At 53.4% G+C, this 15,073-nt stretch carries 19 protein-coding genes; 7 read left to right on the plus strand and 12 right to left on the minus strand.

Translation table 11 applies throughout. The annotated features are described in order from the left end of the window. Nucleotides 1–48 precede the first annotated feature (48 nt). The 3 genes from TH19_RS03635 to fdxA all read right to left on the minus strand — a co-directional run bounded on the left by TH19_RS03635 (nt 49) and on the right by fdxA (nt 2,092). The gene (locus tag TH19_RS03635) at nt 49–855 is read right to left on the minus strand and encodes a hypothetical protein (RefSeq protein WP_114100976.1); all 807 of its coding nucleotides are present in this window, start codon (nt 853–855) and stop codon (nt 49–51) included. A gap of 92 nt (nt 856–947) precedes the next feature. Further along, nucleotides 948–1,448 (minus strand): CarD family transcriptional regulator, encoded by a 501-nt coding sequence (locus TH19_RS03640; protein WP_101245477.1) that lies wholly within the window; start codon nt 1,446–1,448, stop codon nt 948–950. Between the two features lie 308 nt (nt 1,449–1,756). Further along, nucleotides 1,757–2,092, minus strand: a complete 336-nt coding sequence (gene fdxA / locus TH19_RS03645) for a ferredoxin FdxA (protein ID WP_114100977.1) — start codon at nt 2,090–2,092, stop codon at nt 1,757–1,759. 324 nt (nt 2,093–2,416) lie between these two features. Between fdxA and TH19_RS03650 the strand changes: the two genes are divergently transcribed. From TH19_RS03650 to TH19_RS03670, 5 genes are read left to right on the plus strand one after another with little or no spacing between them, the layout of a single operon-like run. Next, entirely contained in the window at nt 2,417–4,891 is a 2,475-nt protein-coding gene (locus TH19_RS03650) for an EAL domain-containing protein (protein ID WP_258547811.1), read from the plus strand. Nucleotides 4,892–4,934: 43 nt separating this feature from the next. Next, nucleotides 4,935–5,309: a response regulator transcription factor gene (locus TH19_RS03655; RefSeq protein ID WP_114100979.1), complete on the plus strand. Its 375-nt coding sequence runs from the start codon at nt 4,935–4,937 to the stop codon at nt 5,307–5,309. Continuing rightward, nucleotides 5,306–5,929, plus strand: coding sequence for a chemotaxis protein CheC (locus TH19_RS03660; protein ID WP_114100980.1), 624 nt, complete (start codon nt 5,306–5,308; stop codon nt 5,927–5,929). Before TH19_RS03655 ends, TH19_RS03660 begins: the two co-directional genes overlap by 4 nt. A 12-nt stretch (nt 5,930–5,941) precedes the next feature. Further along, nucleotides 5,942–7,564, plus strand: a complete 1,623-nt coding sequence (locus tag TH19_RS03665; RefSeq protein WP_114100981.1) for an ATP-binding protein — start codon at nt 5,942–5,944, stop codon at nt 7,562–7,564. A gap of 38 nt (nt 7,565–7,602) precedes the next feature. Further along, nucleotides 7,603–7,986: a MerR family transcriptional regulator gene (locus tag TH19_RS03670; RefSeq protein ID WP_114100982.1), complete on the plus strand. Its 384-nt coding sequence runs from the start codon at nt 7,603–7,605 to the stop codon at nt 7,984–7,986. Nucleotides 7,987–8,017: 31 nt separating this feature from the next. Here the strand turns inward: TH19_RS03670 and TH19_RS03675 are convergent, their stop codons facing one another. Continuing rightward, nucleotides 8,018–8,419 (minus strand): YbaN family protein, encoded by a 402-nt coding sequence (locus TH19_RS03675; protein ID WP_258547812.1) that lies wholly within the window; start codon nt 8,417–8,419, stop codon nt 8,018–8,020. Between the two features lie 151 nt (nt 8,420–8,570). Between TH19_RS03675 and arfB the strand changes: the two genes are divergently transcribed. After that, a complete protein-coding gene (gene arfB / locus TH19_RS03680) occupies nt 8,571–8,987 on the plus strand; it encodes an alternative ribosome rescue aminoacyl-tRNA hydrolase ArfB (protein WP_114100983.1) in 417 nt (138 codons plus the stop codon). 54 nt (nt 8,988–9,041) lie between these two features. Here arfB and TH19_RS03685 read toward each other — a convergent pair whose 3' ends face one another. Continuing rightward, a complete protein-coding gene (locus TH19_RS03685; RefSeq protein ID WP_220151688.1) occupies nt 9,042–9,635 on the minus strand; it encodes a TetR/AcrR family transcriptional regulator in 594 nt (197 codons plus the stop codon). A gap of 195 nt (nt 9,636–9,830) precedes the next feature. Between TH19_RS03685 and TH19_RS03690 the strand changes: the two genes are divergently transcribed. Continuing rightward, on the plus strand, nt 9,831–10,613 hold the full coding sequence (locus TH19_RS03690) for an acyl-[acyl-carrier-protein] thioesterase (protein ID WP_114100985.1): 783 nt from the start codon (nt 9,831–9,833) through the stop codon (nt 10,611–10,613). Between the two features lie 45 nt (nt 10,614–10,658). Here the strand turns inward: TH19_RS03690 and TH19_RS03695 are convergent, their stop codons facing one another. The 7 genes from TH19_RS03695 to TH19_RS03725 all read right to left on the minus strand — a co-directional run bounded on the left by TH19_RS03695 (nt 10,659) and on the right by TH19_RS03725 (nt 15,072). After that, nucleotides 10,659–11,282, minus strand: a complete 624-nt coding sequence (locus TH19_RS03695; protein WP_114100986.1) for a ribonuclease HII — start codon at nt 11,280–11,282, stop codon at nt 10,659–10,661. Between the two features lie 101 nt (nt 11,283–11,383). After that, entirely contained in the window at nt 11,384–11,884 is a 501-nt protein-coding gene (locus tag TH19_RS03700) for a GNAT family N-acetyltransferase (protein ID WP_114101219.1), read from the minus strand. Between the two features lie 103 nt (nt 11,885–11,987). Beyond that, nucleotides 11,988–12,392, minus strand: coding sequence for a Na+/H+ antiporter subunit G (locus TH19_RS03705; protein WP_114100987.1), 405 nt, complete (start codon nt 12,390–12,392; stop codon nt 11,988–11,990). A 12-nt stretch (nt 12,393–12,404) separates the two neighbouring features. Beyond that, nucleotides 12,405–12,674, minus strand: coding sequence for a K+/H+ antiporter subunit F (locus tag TH19_RS03710; protein WP_114100988.1), 270 nt, complete (start codon nt 12,672–12,674; stop codon nt 12,405–12,407). After that, nucleotides 12,671–13,159 (minus strand): Na+/H+ antiporter subunit E, encoded by a 489-nt coding sequence (locus tag TH19_RS03715; RefSeq protein WP_258547813.1) that lies wholly within the window; start codon nt 13,157–13,159, stop codon nt 12,671–12,673. Before TH19_RS03715 ends, TH19_RS03710 begins: the two co-directional genes overlap by 4 nt. 24 nt (nt 13,160–13,183) lie before the next feature. Continuing rightward, a complete protein-coding gene (locus TH19_RS03720; protein WP_114100990.1) occupies nt 13,184–14,716 on the minus strand; it encodes a monovalent cation/H+ antiporter subunit D in 1,533 nt (510 codons plus the stop codon). Continuing rightward, on the minus strand, nt 14,716–15,072 hold the full coding sequence (locus TH19_RS03725; protein ID WP_114100991.1) for a Na+/H+ antiporter subunit C: 357 nt from the start codon (nt 15,070–15,072) through the stop codon (nt 14,716–14,718). The genes TH19_RS03720 and TH19_RS03725 overlap by 1 nt, the downstream gene beginning before the upstream one ends. Nucleotide 15,073: the final 1 nt, after the last annotated feature.

Genomic DNA, 15,073 nt, shown 5'->3' on the forward strand with positions numbered 1-15,073 from the left:
AGCATCCCCAAAAAGGATGCTGCCTTTTTCATTAAGAACCGGAATGGATCAGGTGCCACTTGTGATCTGTTCAGTAATCTTACCCTGACCATCAAGTGCAAGCGCCATCAAAGCCCCGCCACGTCCGGCGCCGCCATCAACAGATAATGTAAATTCGCGCTCCTGCAAGCCTGCCTGCGTGGTCGAAGCACCGCGAATGATACGCGCACAATCGTAATACCGCTCATTGATCGCCTCGAACATCGAACCACCCCACCAGAATGTATCGGTCTGTCCGGTCAATGGACGCGAACCATCAAGCCCGGCATGAACGAAGATCAGGCGACCATCGGTCGTATAGGCCGCGTGTTTCAAATCCGACATCAGCGCCGTATGCCCTGGATGGCGACGCAGGCTATCTGAAAACTGCGACGTCCATTGTGAAATGGCGTGCGCCCCCTGACGCATGATCGACTGGACATGCGCAGGATCAAATCCATAAGCCCGCGCTGTTCCGGCAATACCGCGCGTCAGCATCCAGTCAAAAACTTCGCCCGGGTTCGGGGCAAACTGGATTTGCTGCAATTTGGACAGCATTTCTTCGGCTGCACCGCGCAGGAAGGCTATATCGGCAATATCGACGCCATCCATGGCAATGAAGAAACGGCGGAACAGCAAAAGCTCGTTGATGGTGGCGATCACATCTTGCGCCGTACCATCCCCCCAGTAATTGCCAAGATAAATCAGCCGATCACCGGGCGCGATGCGTTCGGCAAGCTTCAGATGCACAGCACGCAATGCGCCATGATCGCCATTGATCGCGCCGACAACCCAGATTCTCTCAGCCGGCTTTATCGGCGCCAGAACTGCACTCATCGCTGTAACCTGCCTAAAACAAAAATAAAACCGGCCCAAGGATACCTTGTGGGCCGGCTTTTATAAATAGTTGTATAGCTGGACTTATTCAATCAGGCAGCTTTTTGCAGAAGCTTTTCGAGTTTGCCCGATGCTTTGTCCTTGTCGATTTTCTCAATCGCGGCCAGTTCGTCAACAAGGCGCTCAAACGCTGCTTCGTAGATCTGACGTTCAGAGAAGGACTGTTCCGGCTGGGTCGCGCTGCGATGCAGGTCGCGCACAACTTCGGCGATGGAAACCGGATCACCGGAATTGATCTTTGCTTCGTATTCCTGGGCGCGACGCGACCACATGGTGCGTTTTACACGTGCACGGCCTTTAAGGGTGATCAGTGCCGAGTCCATCTGTTTTTTCGAGGACAGCTTGCGCAGACCGGAGTTACCCACCTTGTTCACCGGCACGCGCAAGGTCATGCGGCTGGATTCAAAGGTAATTACATAAAGGCGCAATTCCTGACCCGCGATTTCCTGGGTTTCCAGGCCACCAACACAGCCAACGCCGTGTGCGGGGTATACAACGTAATCGCCAACAGCAAAGGGCAACTTATCCGACATCAAGCATCCTTCCGGCCCATTCAGGCCTGGTCATTCAACTGTAACAATATAGACCCAGTGACGCGAAGAGCTGCACACGACCAAGCTTTTGGCGAAGTCGCGGTTTCAGACAGGAATATAAAAAACGGAGATCCGGGATTTCGGAACGAGCCTGTCGAGCCCTTAACGCGAGTTGCCCACAATAGCACAACACGCCACTGGTTCACAGATTTTTTCGGTGTGCGTGGCTCAATGCAGCCATGCGTTTAACCCGCTGGCAAATGCCAACGGGTTAAAATCGTATAAAATCTCGGGGGTTAGTTCGACAATCAGTCGCCCGCGCCCGGTGCTTCGCTCAGCAATTCGGTCTTGCCGGTTTTGCCGTTCCATTCATCAGCATCGGCTGGCGCATCGCCCTTGCGGGTAATATTCGGCCATACTTCCGCGAACTTCCGGTTGATTTCCAACCAGTTATCCAGATTCGGCTCGGTATCAGGAATAATTGCCTCGGCCGGGCATTCGGGTTCGCAAACACCACAATCGATGCATTCATCAGGGTGAATAACCAGGAAGTTTTCACCTTCATAGAAGCAATCGACGGGGCAAACCTCGACACAGTCCTGATACTTACACTTGATGCAGTTTTCCGTCACCACATAGGTCATGGTGTAACTCCGTACAGGTTGCGAGGCCAGATTGCGGCTGCACCCGCGCTTGGCCTTGTTCTCTCTCTGGGGATTGGGTTATCACGCACCGCTGTTGTGTGCAACTCCAATAAAACCCCATTTTTTTACGTATTATTCTAATTCTGGTGCAATGCGGTAATACAGCAAGATGCGAGCACTGCAAACGCATTGCAAAACTGCGCAGACCATACAGATTTCTTTGCGTTTTTCCAGTTTGCAGACTGCCCGGATAATTGCTTTTACCCCCGCAAAGCCATAGTGTGCTTTTGATCAATTGGGAAACGTGGATATTTGGGGTTGAGCGTGCCAGACAAAAGCCTTGATCAGCAACGGCTTAAGTGGCGAGATCGTTTGTCTGTCAAACAGGCAAGGATCGCAGTTGGCCTGACCCTTTTGATCGGTTTTTTGTTTAGCGGAATTCAGATTGCTTGGGATTTGCGCGAAGAACGAAGCCTGATTGACCGCACAGTGATGCAGGTTTTGGCAACTTTGCGCGAATCCGCGACGCAGGCTGCCTACGGGCTTGATGAAACGCTGGCCGCACGTGTTGTTTCCGGTCTGTTTGAATATGAACCGGTTTACGAAGCGGTCCTTCGCGACAATTTCAACAACATCCTTGCGCAGCGATCAGAAGCACCGATCAACTCCAATAGATCCGCCCTGACCGAAGTGATGTTCGGTGAAAACCACGCCTATGAAATCCCGCTCGTGACTGGCGGCTCGCAAGATCTTGTCGGACATCTGAGTGTTAAAATTGATACAGACCAGATTGCCGACGGCTTTATCAATCGCGCCACACGTATTCTGACATCGGGCATCTTGCGCAACCTGATTCTTGGTCTTGTTCTGGTGGCGTTTTTCTATGCGACACTGACCAAGCCGTTGCTGCTCATTGCCGGCTTGTTGCGCAAAATTGATCCGCAAAATCCGGATCCCTCGACGCTTCATATCCCGCAAATTCACGACCGTGATGAATTGGGCATGATCCTGAAAACCACGCGCGGTCTGATCGAGCGTATTTCAGCCACCCTTGATAAATTGCGCATCACCGAACAACAGGTCCGCGACCGCGAAAACCAGCTGACTGCAATTGTTCAGAACGTAGCGGACGGGATTTTGACCATCACCCCGACCGGGCGGATCGTCGAATATAACGCCGCGACCAAACAGATTTTGGGATTGATGCGCGATGAAACCCCACAAGGACGGACATTGCATGAATTCCTGATGCCGCGTGCCATCCCTCTTCTGGAACACAGCCTTGAAGAACTGGCATCCCGTGGTGCGGACAATCATTCGGTTGAAAAACGACTGACCTTGCCGATCCGCCGCGCAGATCAGGCCGAAATCGAAGTTTCCATCGCCCTGCGCATGATTCCGGACACGGCCACACCGATGATGACGGCAGTTCTGACGGATATAACCGTCCGCAAGCGATACGAAGAACAGCTTGTCTATATGGCCAATCACGACACGCTGACCAATTTGCCCAATCGCAGCATGCTGGAATACAGCCTGTCGAAGGCGCTGGCCAAACACAAAGAAAATGCCAGTTCCCGCCATGGTGCAACGGCGGTTCTATTCATCGACCTTGACCGGTTCAAGGTCATCAACGACAGTCTGGGTCATGATGTTGGCGACCTGTTGCTCAAGGCGGTAGCCGGGCGATTGCAAAAAGTCATCGGGCGTCAGGAAATCGTTGGTCGCTTGGGCGGTGACGAATTCCTGATCATTATCCCCGACCTTAAAGAAACGCAGGATGCCGCCAATTTGTCGCAGGCAGTTCTTGATGCGCTGGCACCGGCCTTTGACATCAAGGGACGCGTTTTGTTTGTGTCGCCTTCAATTGGCATTGCCCTTTATCCGTCAGACGGTGAAGATTTCCCGGCCCTAATGCGCAACGCCGATACGGCAATGTATAGTGCGAAATCAAGTGGCGGCGGGACCTATCACTTCTTTACCAGAACCATGAACGAAAGTGCGATGGCGCGTCTGGTCATTGAAAATGACCTCCGCGAAGCACTTGCCCAGAACCAGTTCGAACTGCATTACCAGCCCAAAGTCGATCTGCGCACTGATCGTATTTCGGGGCTGGAGGCCCTGATCCGCTGGAAGCAGCCGGGACGTGGTTATATTTCCCCGATGCAGTTCATTCCCGTTGCCGAAGAAACCGGATTGATTGGCAAAATCGGCGAATGGGTCATCAAGGAAGTCTGTCGTCAGATTTCCGAATGGGACAAACAATCCATCCCGCCACTGCCTGTTGCGATCAACCTGTCACCCAGACAGCTTATTGAAGGCAGAATTACAGAGACCATATCACGAATATTGACCGAGACCGGGACGCCAGCGGCACGCATCGTTCTGGAGATCACCGAAACGGTCATGATGCAGGACATTAAGAAGTCCGCAGCCATACTTGATGAACTGCGTCATCTGGGTTTGCAGATTGCTGTCGATGATTTTGGTACCGGGTATTCGTCACTTGCCTATCTGAAACGTTTGCCGATCAACACCATCAAGATCGACCGCTCCTTTGTCCGCGATGTGACAATTGATACTGATGATGCCGCGATTACGCGCACGATCATTTTGATGGGCCATAACCTTGGCCTGAATGTCATTGCCGAGGGCGTTGAAACCGAGGAACAAATGGCTTTCCTGCGCGAAAGCGGATGCGACGAAGTACAGGGTTTCCTGATTACGACACCGCAACCCGCTGAAGAAATCGTCAAACATATCCTGCGGATTTCCGCAAATGCCGAGACTGAACTATAATTACCGCCCCGCGAAATATTGAACAGATCACCTGAGTAGACATATGGCCCAACAGCGTTCCGTCCTGCTTGTCGATGACAGCAAATTTGCCCGCCTTCTGGTCAAGGCATTCATTTCCAGCAATTTCTCCAACTGGGAAATTGACGAGGCCGAAGACGGCAACAAGGCGCTCGAAATGGTCGAAGGCAAGTCATATGACTATCTGCTGCTTGATTTCAACATGCCCGGCATGAATGGTCTTGAGCTTGGCGAACAATTGCGCGGTCGCTTTCCCGATGCCGTAATCGCACTTCTGACTGCCAATATTCAGCAGGAAATTCAGAAGAAGGCTGCAAGCCTTGGACTTGAATTCCTGGCTAAACCGCCGACCGAAGAAAAAATCCGCGACTTCATTGCCGCACAGGAAGCGGCGCGATGATCGACCTTAGCGAACTTGAACATGACACGATCAGTGAACTGATCAATATCGGGGTTGGTCGCGCTGCGTCATCTTTGTCGGAAATGGTTGAACAGCCGGTCGAACTGACCGTTCCGCGCATTACCTTTGTCGAACGATTTTCCGATACCGACCTTGCCAGCAAACCAAACGAAGTGGTTTCCGCAGTCAGCCAAACATTTGATGGCCCCTTCAAGGGCGAGGCCATGCTGGTTTTCCCGGAAGAACGCAGCCTTGAGCTGGTGCGCAGCCTTTTGAAAGTCGAAGTACCGCTTGATACGCTGACCGATCTTGAACAGGAAGCATTGATGGAGGTTGGCAACATCATCCTGAATGCCTGTCTTGGCAGCATTTCAAACGTTCTTGGCGAGCCTATCAATTGTTCAATGCCGTCATTTCGCAAACGTGAAAGCAAATCATTGCTGGATGTCGAGGGCGGCGGCCTGAATAATGGCAACAAGCCGGTCCTGATGATCCTGCATGTTCAATTCATGCTGCGTCAGAATGACATCGATGGATATGTGCTGTTTGTCATGGATCTGGATTCCATCCAGATGTTGCGTGAACTGGTTCGTCGTTTTCTTGCCAATTCGCTTGGTTAACTGGTGAGGTGCATGAAAAAGCCATCGCCCACATCCCAACAGGAACCAACACAGTCCATTGATTTGGACCGGGACGGCAATGCTGCGGAACTGTTTGCCGCACTTCTTGATACCGCAGATACAGGACTGGTCGCGCTTGCCCCTGACCGGACAATTTGCCATTGGAACCAATGGATGCAGACCCGGTCGGGCCTTAGTTCCCAGGAGGTCATGGGCAAGGCACTTCACGACGTCTTTCCCGAAACCGGAATGGGACGCGTCAGTGTCGCGATTGAGGACTGCCTGAAATTCGGGATGCCTGCGGTCATATCCCCGTCGCTTAATCAGGGGGCCTTGCCGCTGTCGCCCTTGCCGCAATTTGCCGCAAGCTTTGACCGGATGGAGCAATCCATTCGTGTCCATCCGATCAAGACCAAGAATAACGGCACACTCTGTTCGCTGATTATCCGGGATGTGACGCTTGCCGTACAGCGCGACCGTCTGTTGCGCAAACAGGCATCCGAACTGGCCGATCTTGTCACCCAGTCAAAACGCAGCGAAGACCGCACGAAGGCGATACTGCAAAATACCATCGATGCCATTCTTGTTGCATCCGATGACGGGACAATTGAACCATTGAATTCCCGCGCACAGGAACTGTGCGGCCCGGAAGGCGATCCGGAATTGCGCAACATCATCCGGTTCCTGTTGCCTGACAGCGACCATATCCAGATCACAGCCCCACCACCCGACCGGTTATTGACCGATCTTGGCACCGGTGTGATCGAGGTCCTCGCCTTTACCAAAACTGGCCGTACCGTGCCGCTTGAAGTCGCCATCAGCCATTTTTCCGCTGATCAGCGGTATCACTACATCATTACGCTGCGCGATATTTCCCAGCGCAAGCGTCATGAGATGGAAATTCAGCGCACCATGGCCGAACTTGAACGGTCCAACAGCGAACTTGAACAGTTTGCCTATGCAGCATCCCACGACTTGCAGGAGCCGCTTCGGATGGTGTCGAGCTATACCCAATTGATCGCGCGTCGCTATCAGGGGCAGCTTGACGATACAGCTGATGAATTCATCCATTATGCGGTTGATGGCACACAGCGCATGCAGCGGATGATTGATGATCTTCTGACCCTGTCGCGGGTCGGTCGACATGGCAAACCGTTCCACCCCGTACCGCTCGATGATCTGTTTGATGCCATTGTCGTCAATTTCAAACGCGCTGGTTCTGCCCCCGAAGGCAATATTGTCCGTGAAGGACATCTGCCAACTGTGACCGGGGATGCCAGCCAGTTGCTTTTGCTGTTCCAGAATCTGGTGTCAAACGGCCTGAAATACAGTGATCCCGAAAACGGACGCGTGCGGATCTTTGCCGCCGACACACCCGGCAGCTATCGAATATTCGTTGCCGATAACGGCATCGGTATCGACCCGCAATATCACGAAACCATTTTCGAGATTTTCAAACGTCTGCACGGATATGGGGATTATGCCGGAACGGGGATCGGTCTTGCCATCTGTAAAAAGATCACCGACCGACATGGCGGAATACTTAGCGTGACCAGTGCCCCGGGCGAAGGAAGCACCTTCTGCGTCGAGCTTCCCAAGGAATTGCCGATTGTCGCCGCTACGGAAAGCATGTAGCTTGCAGTTTACGTAAGCGTAAAGATGATTGAGCCCCAATGACCGACAGCTATTCCATCACCGACCTTGCCCGCGAGTTCGAAGTTACCACCCGAACCATCCGGTTTTATGAAGATCAGGAACTGATCTCGCCCGAACGCCACGGCCAGACGCGGATTTATAGCCAACGTGATCGCGTGCGGTTGCGGTTGATCATGCGCGGTAAGCGTCTTGGATTTTCGCTTAAGGAAATTCGCGACCTGCTTGATCTCTATGACGGGGATCGCAGCGAAGTAACGCAGCTGACAACCCTTGTCGACAAGATCAACGAACGTCGCGATACCCTGCGCAAACAGCGCGAGGATATTGATGCGACACTTGATGAACTTGATAAGCTTGAAGAAACCTGTCAGGGCGAACTGACCCGCAAAAAGACTGGCTGATCAAGGTCATGCCGATCAGGTGACGATCACCTTATTGCCCGGCTTCGACTGAAACCGATGACTTGGACAGACGGGCTTCCGATGGACGCGACAGGATAAAACAACTGACCGGGATTGCAACCAGCACCTGGATCATCACCACCCAGCGGTTTTCAATAAAGATCAGAGATGCGGTGATTACCACTGCAAATGCCAGCATCGCCAACATCTTGGCCCGGCGATTGATCACACCATGTTCGTTCCACTGACGGATCGAGGAACCAAATCGCGGATGGTTGCAAATCCAGTCATGCAGGCGCGGCGATCCCTTGGCAAACAACCATGCGGCCAACAGCATGAAAGGTGTTGTCGGCAGCAATGGCAAAAAAATCCCGATGACGCCAAGACCAACCGAAAGCCACCCAAGGGCAAGATAAAGATGCGAGACACGCACGATAGATTTCCTGTTTACAGCCCGTCCCACCCCTGACAGGTTAGACGCCTGTAATTTAGGCGCTGTGATTGCGAAATTCAACAAATAGCCGACTATTATACTCAGTTATTTTCAGTTCCCTCCAACTGTTTGAAATTCCCTGCGGTTCATCATGCTTGAAATTGAAAATGGCCTTTATCTGGATGAACGCCATCTGCACTTTCAGTTTGTGCGTGCATCCGGTCCGGGCGGGCAAAACGTCAACAAGGTTTCAACGGCTGTGCAAATGCGCGTCCGTATCGACGACCTGACGGAACTGCCCCAACGGGTCCGCGACCGTTTGCGCGAACTGGCCGGCAGCAAGCTGACCAACGAGGGGGAAATCATCTTTGACGCCCAACGTCACCGCACACAGGAACGCAATAAACAGGATGCGATTGAACGGTTGCTTGCATTGCTGCGCAAAGCGGCCGAGCGCAAGAAATACCGGGTCAAAACCCGCCCGTCCCTGTCGGCCAAACGCAAACGCGTCGACAGCAAAAAGAAGCGCGGCGACGTCAAGAAAATGCGCCAGCGCCCGATTGACTGACCTCCGAGGAAGCTGGCTACCTCAATCTGGGCAGTCACCAAAGGCTGCTTGAAGTCAGGAAAGCGGGCATTTATGCAGCCAGTCATCCATAAGGGCCGCCATTTCCACCGTATCAAGACCCGTTTGCGACAAAGACTGCCAGGTTGAAAATTGCAGAGCATGACGTGCAACCGCCTGACAAAGCTTGGCCTTTTGTCGGGCACCGGGTTGGTGGACCAGAACGTCTATTGCCAGCATTTCAAGATAACCATCAAACTTGGCCATTTTACCGTCAAGAACAGCGATACAACCTCGGTCGCGATCATATTGCGCCCACATCTGGGCGGTTTCGCTGTAATATTGATAAAGCATACTAAGGATCGCAATTCCCCAATCCACTGGCGCGACGGATGCACGCCATTCCTGTGGATCCGGCGGCGGGTTAAGGTCAAACCAACGAGCCAAACTGACATCAAGCAATTCATGTTCTTCGGGGAAATGACGATAAATGGTCAGTCGCTGAACCCCGGCGCGGTCTGCGATGGCACTTATGGTTGTCTGTAGCGGGCCGACTTCGGCATGCAAAGCAATGGCTGCCTCAACGATTTTCAGATGTGTTTGATGCTGCTGATCGGCACGCAACCCCTTTGTGTATTTACGTTTTGACATTTCAACAAACACCATCGTTACATATTATCGCACCAAACTGCCTCTCTACCATTAATTCAAATGATCACATATGATCACTGGATTAACAACCTGCAATTTCACACGGGTTGCAGCAGCCTTGCTTTGCAATGCGTGTTTGCACTGACTGAACCGGCTTCCTATAAATGAATTGGCAAACACAGGCAGGTACAAGACATGACAATTGATTGGGACCACATCGCCAAGGCAACCTTGCCCGCCCATTGCGGATGGCGGGGGACCTATCGCGTCCGTTATTCGGAAATTGGCGAGAACGGCAAAGTCATGATGCCTGCCCTTGCCGATTACATGCAGGATGCTGCGGGCTGGGGGGCGCGCATTCTGAAACTGGCCTATGACGATACGGTTGATCAGGGCATTGCCTGGGTTCTGGCCCGTATGGTCATTTATATCCGCGACTATCCGGGGAATGGCGAAGATATTCTCGTGGAAACATGGCCATCCGGCGTATCGCGCCGGGTTGCGACCCGCGATTTCCGCCTTACTAACGCCAAGGGCGACGTGATCGGTGTTGCCCAAAGTTACTGGGTGATGTTTGATTTACGTGAACGGCGCGCAGCACAATGGCCAGACTGGATAGAGGAACGCCTTCCCAACCCGCCCGGCCCGAAACTAATTGAACCGCCCTTGCGCCCGGCCACCAGCACCGATCCCCTGCCCGCCATCGACACCATCAAGGCACGGCCATCTGATCTTGATCTGTATGGGCATGTAAACAATGTGCGTTTGATGCAGTGGGTTCTGGGGGCGGCTGGATCGAACAACCGTCCGGATTTCCACCCAGAAAGCCTTGATATCCAGTTCCGCACCGAATGCCGGGTCCATGAACGCGTTGAACTGCGTCATGCCAATGGCTTTGCCGCCGTCAGTCGCGAAGAAGATGGCACCGACCTTGTCCGTGCGCATATAGTGCCAGGTAATCGGCTTGCACTGGCATAACATCTGGCAGGACGCCCTTGGACGCCTTGGCGTGATCAAGGGCGCCTATTGCGTCCCCATCATGGCGTCATACAGATCGGCAATCGGCTTAAAGCTTTTGCGATGATGGGGCGTCGGACCAACATCACCCAAACCTGCCATGTGCTTTTTAACCCCATAGCCAGCATTGCCTTCCCATCCAAAGAACGGGTAGCGAACAGCCAGACGTGCCATAGCGCGATCCCGAACCACCTTGGCAACAATTGATGCCGCAGCAATCGAAAGCGATTTGCTGTCGCCCTTGACCACGGTTTCAACACTGCACGGCAAACCGGGATCGCGATTACCGTCCACAAGCGCCTGATCAGGCACACGGGACAAATGATCCACCGCACGGCGCATCGCAACATAGGTCGCCTGAAGAATGTTGATCTGATCAATCTCGCGGACAGATGCCGCACCAATGCCAACTTCGGCACATTCCATGATTACATCAAACAGTTTGTCGCGTTTTTTGGCTGAAAGCTTTTTGGAATCATTAAGCTCTGCCAGCAGGACAGAAGGCAGCCGTTCATCCCGGGGCAGGATCACCGCCGCCGCTACGACCGGCCCGGCGAGAGGCCCACGGCCGACTTCATCAATCCCGGCAATGCGTCCCTGATACTGATCTTCGATGACAAAATCTGGCATGGCGTTGGTGTCTCTTTGTTTCCACCGTCATAGCAAGCGGCCCGTGCATGGACAATATCGCAGTTTAACCGACCGCGTTAGACGTCCTGCATGCAAACTTCTTATCGGGCCTCATCAGGCCCAATCGAATAGTGAACATAATCGTTACATGAAATATCCGCGATCATACCAAGTCGTTCTGCCAGTTTACATGATGCCAGATTGGCCGGATCAATTGCGGCAACGATCCGGGGTAGTTCAAGATGATTGAGACCATGATCCAGGATGGTACCTGCTGCTTCGAACGCGATACCTTTTCCCCAGTAATCAGGATGCAGTCGCCAACCGATTTCAATATCGGGACCTGTTCCATCCTCGGGAATCAGAAGGACCCAGCCAATGAATTTGTCCGGGTCCTGTTTGGCAAAGATTGACCAATAGCCCAACCCGATCCCGTAATCCTGACTAATCCTGTCCTTGATAAAGGTGCGGTGACGGCCCGGCTCATCCCAAGGCCCGGCAACGAAATCGAGCACGCCCGGGGCGATGTCCATGGCAAGGCAGGCATCAAAATCATCCATGGTGCGCGGACGCAGAATCAGTCGTTGGGTTTCGAAATTCATGCATCCATGTCCGATCAATTCATCCTCGTACGCCAAAGCACACACCATAACAAAACGGCACCGGAAGACCGGTGCCGTTTTCAAATCACAGGTCCCCTGCCTTTCAGGTTTCCTTTTCCTTGTATTCTTCGCTGGGGTCATAGCCTTCTGGCCCGACCGGATCAAAAGTGGCCCAGCCTTCATTCTGCTTGGAAGGTGGCAGATCCTTGTTCGGGTCCACATTCAACAGCATATAGGCCTTGGCAATCAGATTGGCGGTGATCGGCGCTGTCAGGAAGATGAACAGCGTGATCAGCAATTCATGAATGGTGAAATGCCCGCGTTCAATCCAGAAGAACAGCATCGACGCAATCAGAATGCCACCAAGGCCAACAGTACTTGCCTTGGTCGGCGCATGAAGACGCGGCAGCAAATCTTTCAGCTTGATCATCCCGAATGACCCGATCAGCAAGAACAGCCCGCCAATCACGATCAGAAGCGAAATGATGACTTCAACAAAAAACGGCATCTTGTCGCTCCCTTATTCGATGATGTCGCCACGCAAGACGAACTTGCAATAGGCGACGGTTGACACAAAACCGAACATCGCAAACAGCAACGCCCCTTCGAAATACATCGCGGTTGCCTGACCGATCCCGAACAGCACCAACAATGCAATTGCGTTGATCGCCATGGTATCAACCGCCAGAACCCGGTCCGCCGTGGTTGGCCCGACGGTCAAACGATACAGGTTCATCAAAAGCGCCAGCGCCACACAGACGAAGCCGAAATTCAGTGCATATTCGATCATTCGAAAATCTCCTTCAGACGGCGTTCGTAGCGGTTCTTGATATCGTCAACCACGCCCTGGCCATCCGGGGCATGAAGACAATGAACCAGAAGACTTTTGGCATCAGCACTAAGATCAATCGTCACCGTCCCCGGCGTCATGGTGATGGTGCCGGCAAGGGTGGTGATTGCCTCGGGCGAGGTCAGTTCAAGCGGAACAACAACGCATTTTGACTCAAGGCTTTCGGTCTTGCGAAACAGGATCAATCCGGCAACCACAACGTTGGCCACCAGAATGTCCCACATGACGATCAAGCCATATTCACAGATCGCATAGGCATTGCGTACCTTGGGACGACCCGGCCAGAAATTGGCCGTGATCAGCGGAATAACCACCGCAAGAACAAGGCCAAAGATCACCGCGCCTGCGGAAACCTCGTTGACCAGAAACACCCAGACAATCAGCAACGCCAGTGTCAAAAGCGGATGGGGGAGATAACGTTTCATCATTATGATCCTTGTCCTTTCCGCTTACCGGCCAAGCAATGCCAGGGCGTTTTCGCCCAGCACCGCCTGAATATAGCCAGATGTGTTAAAGACCTGTTCGGCAACACCATGCAGGTAGTCGGTGATCGGACCGGCAAAGGCCGTCAAAGCAACCAACCCGCTCAACATGCCGCACGCTGCAACGATCGGCAGGACCGGCCATTTCGCACCTTCGACGGTGATTTCACCTTCGACCGATGCGCTTTTCCAGAACAGGACACTGCCTGCACGGCCAAACCCAATGATGCACATCAGCGACGTCACCAGAATGATTGCCCAGATCCAGACCATGGCATCACTGCCACGGGCGGCATCAAGGATTTGCAACTTACCCAGGAAGCCACTAAGCGGGGGCATCCCGGCCATGGCAATTGCACCGGCAAAGAACAGAACCGCCATAAAGCCCGACTGATGGAAGGTTGGTGCGGTATGCAGGCTGTCGCCATATTGACCGCGGCGTGACACTACAAGATCCGCAATCAGGAACAGGGCCGCCGCCGAGAAAGTCGAATGCAGCAGGTAATAAAGACCCGCGGCAATGCTTTCAGGGGTAAACAGCGCAATCGCAGTCAGAAGCGTCCCCATCGACCCGATCACGGAAAACGCAATCAGACCATTCAGACGCTTGGCCGCCAGAACCCCGGTCATGCCAAGAACCAGCGTAATAAGCGCGGCTGGTAACAGATAAGGCTGTGCGAGCCAGGACATGTCACCCGCCATATCGCCAAACGCCAGCGAATAGACACGCAGGACGGAATAGGCACCAACCTTGGTCATGATCGCAAATAGCGCGGCAACCGGTGCCGGTGCATTCGCATATGTTCCCGGAAGCCAGAAATGGATCGGTACCAGTGCGGCCTTCACACAGAAGACCAGCAGAAGCACCAGCGCCCCTGCGCGCAGAAGGGCCGCATCACCAGGTGCCACATTGGCAACCTGAATGGCAAGATCGGCCATGTTCAGCGTGCCAGTGACCGAATAGATCATACCAACACCAAGCAGGAACAGCGCCGAGCCCGTCAGGTTGATGACGACATATTGCATGCCGGCCTTCAGACGTTCTGCCCCCGCGCCATGCAGCATCAAGCCATAAGACGCAATCAGCAGAACTTCGAAGAACACGAACAGGTTGAACACGTCGCCGGTCAGGAAGGCACCGTTCACCCCCATCAGCTGGAACTGGAACAGGGCGTGGAAATGCTTGCCACGCTGATCCCATTCGCTAGAGGCGAACAGGACAACACCAAGCCCCAGAAGCGATGTCAGGAAAACCATCATCGCCGACAGGCGGTCAAGGACCAGCACAATACCAAATGGTGCCGGCCAATCGGACAATGCGTACATTTCCGGGTCATGACCATTGGCAAATACCACAAGCGAAAGCGTCACCCCGACAAGGGCAACCGTCGCCGTGATCGAAAATACGCGCTGCAACACAATGTCATGACGAACCGCCAATACAATCAGGGCGGCCATCACGGCGGGCAGCACTATGGGAACAACAATCCAGTCACCCATCAGTTTTTGTCTCCTGCTTCGGATGGCGCACCAACCGGGCGACCGTCAACATGGTCATTGCCGATTTCAAGATAGGCCCGGATCGACAGAACAACGATCAGGGCGGTCATGCCGAATGAAATCACAATCGCGGTCAGGACAAGTGCCTGGGGCAGCGGATCGGTATATTCGGTCACACCATCACGCAGGATTGGCGGCATATTGATCGTCAAACGACCCATTGCGAACAGGAAGACGTTCACCGCATAGGAGATCAGCGCCAGGCCGATCACCACCGGGAAGGTCCGCCCGCGCAGCAACAGATACGTGCCGCACATGGTCAGAAGCCCAATACTGCTTGCTACAAGAAATTCCATA

The organism is Thalassospira profundimaris (assembly GCF_003326675.1).
GTDB lineage: Bacteria > Pseudomonadota > Alphaproteobacteria > Rhodospirillales > Thalassospiraceae > Thalassospira > Thalassospira aquimaris.

Excerpts from the sequence above, each read along its gene's own strand:
- TH19_RS03715 (WP_258547813.1), bottom strand. The coding sequence starts at position 13,159 with ATGAAACGTTATCTCCCCCATCCGCTTTTGACACTGGCGTTGCTGATT.
- TH19_RS03655 (WP_114100979.1), top strand. The coding sequence starts at position 4,935 with ATGGCCCAACAGCGTTCCGTCCTGCTTGTCGATGACAGCAAATTTGCC.
- arfB (WP_114100983.1), top strand. The coding sequence starts at position 8,571 with ATGCTTGAAATTGAAAATGGCCTTTATCTGGATGAACGCCATCTGCAC.
- TH19_RS03695 (WP_114100986.1), bottom strand. The coding sequence starts at position 11,282 with ATGCCAGATTTTGTCATCGAAGATCAGTATCAGGGACGCATTGCCGGG.
- TH19_RS03725 (WP_114100991.1), bottom strand. The coding sequence starts at position 15,072 with ATGGAATTTCTTGTAGCAAGCAGTATTGGGCTTCTGACCATGTGCGGC.
- TH19_RS03690 (WP_114100985.1), top strand. The coding sequence starts at position 9,831 with ATGACAATTGATTGGGACCACATCGCCAAGGCAACCTTGCCCGCCCAT.
- TH19_RS03710 (WP_114100988.1), bottom strand. The coding sequence starts at position 12,674 with ATGATCGAATATGCACTGAATTTCGGCTTCGTCTGTGTGGCGCTGGCG.
- TH19_RS03705 (WP_114100987.1), bottom strand. The coding sequence starts at position 12,392 with ATGCCGTTTTTTGTTGAAGTCATCATTTCGCTTCTGATCGTGATTGGC.
- TH19_RS03640 (WP_101245477.1), bottom strand. The coding sequence starts at position 1,448 with ATGTCGGATAAGTTGCCCTTTGCTGTTGGCGATTACGTTGTATACCCC.
- TH19_RS03670 (WP_114100982.1), top strand. The coding sequence starts at position 7,603 with ATGACCGACAGCTATTCCATCACCGACCTTGCCCGCGAGTTCGAAGTT.
- TH19_RS03665 (WP_114100981.1), top strand. The coding sequence starts at position 5,942 with ATGAAAAAGCCATCGCCCACATCCCAACAGGAACCAACACAGTCCATT.
- fdxA (WP_114100977.1), bottom strand. The coding sequence starts at position 2,092 with ATGACCTATGTGGTGACGGAAAACTGCATCAAGTGTAAGTATCAGGAC.
- TH19_RS03685 (WP_220151688.1), bottom strand. The coding sequence starts at position 9,635 with ATGTCAAAACGTAAATACACAAAGGGGTTGCGTGCCGATCAGCAGCAT.
- TH19_RS03660 (WP_114100980.1), top strand. The coding sequence starts at position 5,306 with ATGATCGACCTTAGCGAACTTGAACATGACACGATCAGTGAACTGATC.
- TH19_RS03635 (WP_114100976.1), bottom strand. The coding sequence starts at position 855 with ATGAGTGCAGTTCTGGCGCCGATAAAGCCGGCTGAGAGAATCTGGGTT.
- TH19_RS03720 (WP_114100990.1), bottom strand. The coding sequence starts at position 14,716 with ATGGGTGACTGGATTGTTGTTCCCATAGTGCTGCCCGCCGTGATGGCC.
- TH19_RS03700 (WP_114101219.1), bottom strand. The coding sequence starts at position 11,884 with ATGAATTTCGAAACCCAACGACTGATTCTGCGTCCGCGCACCATGGAT.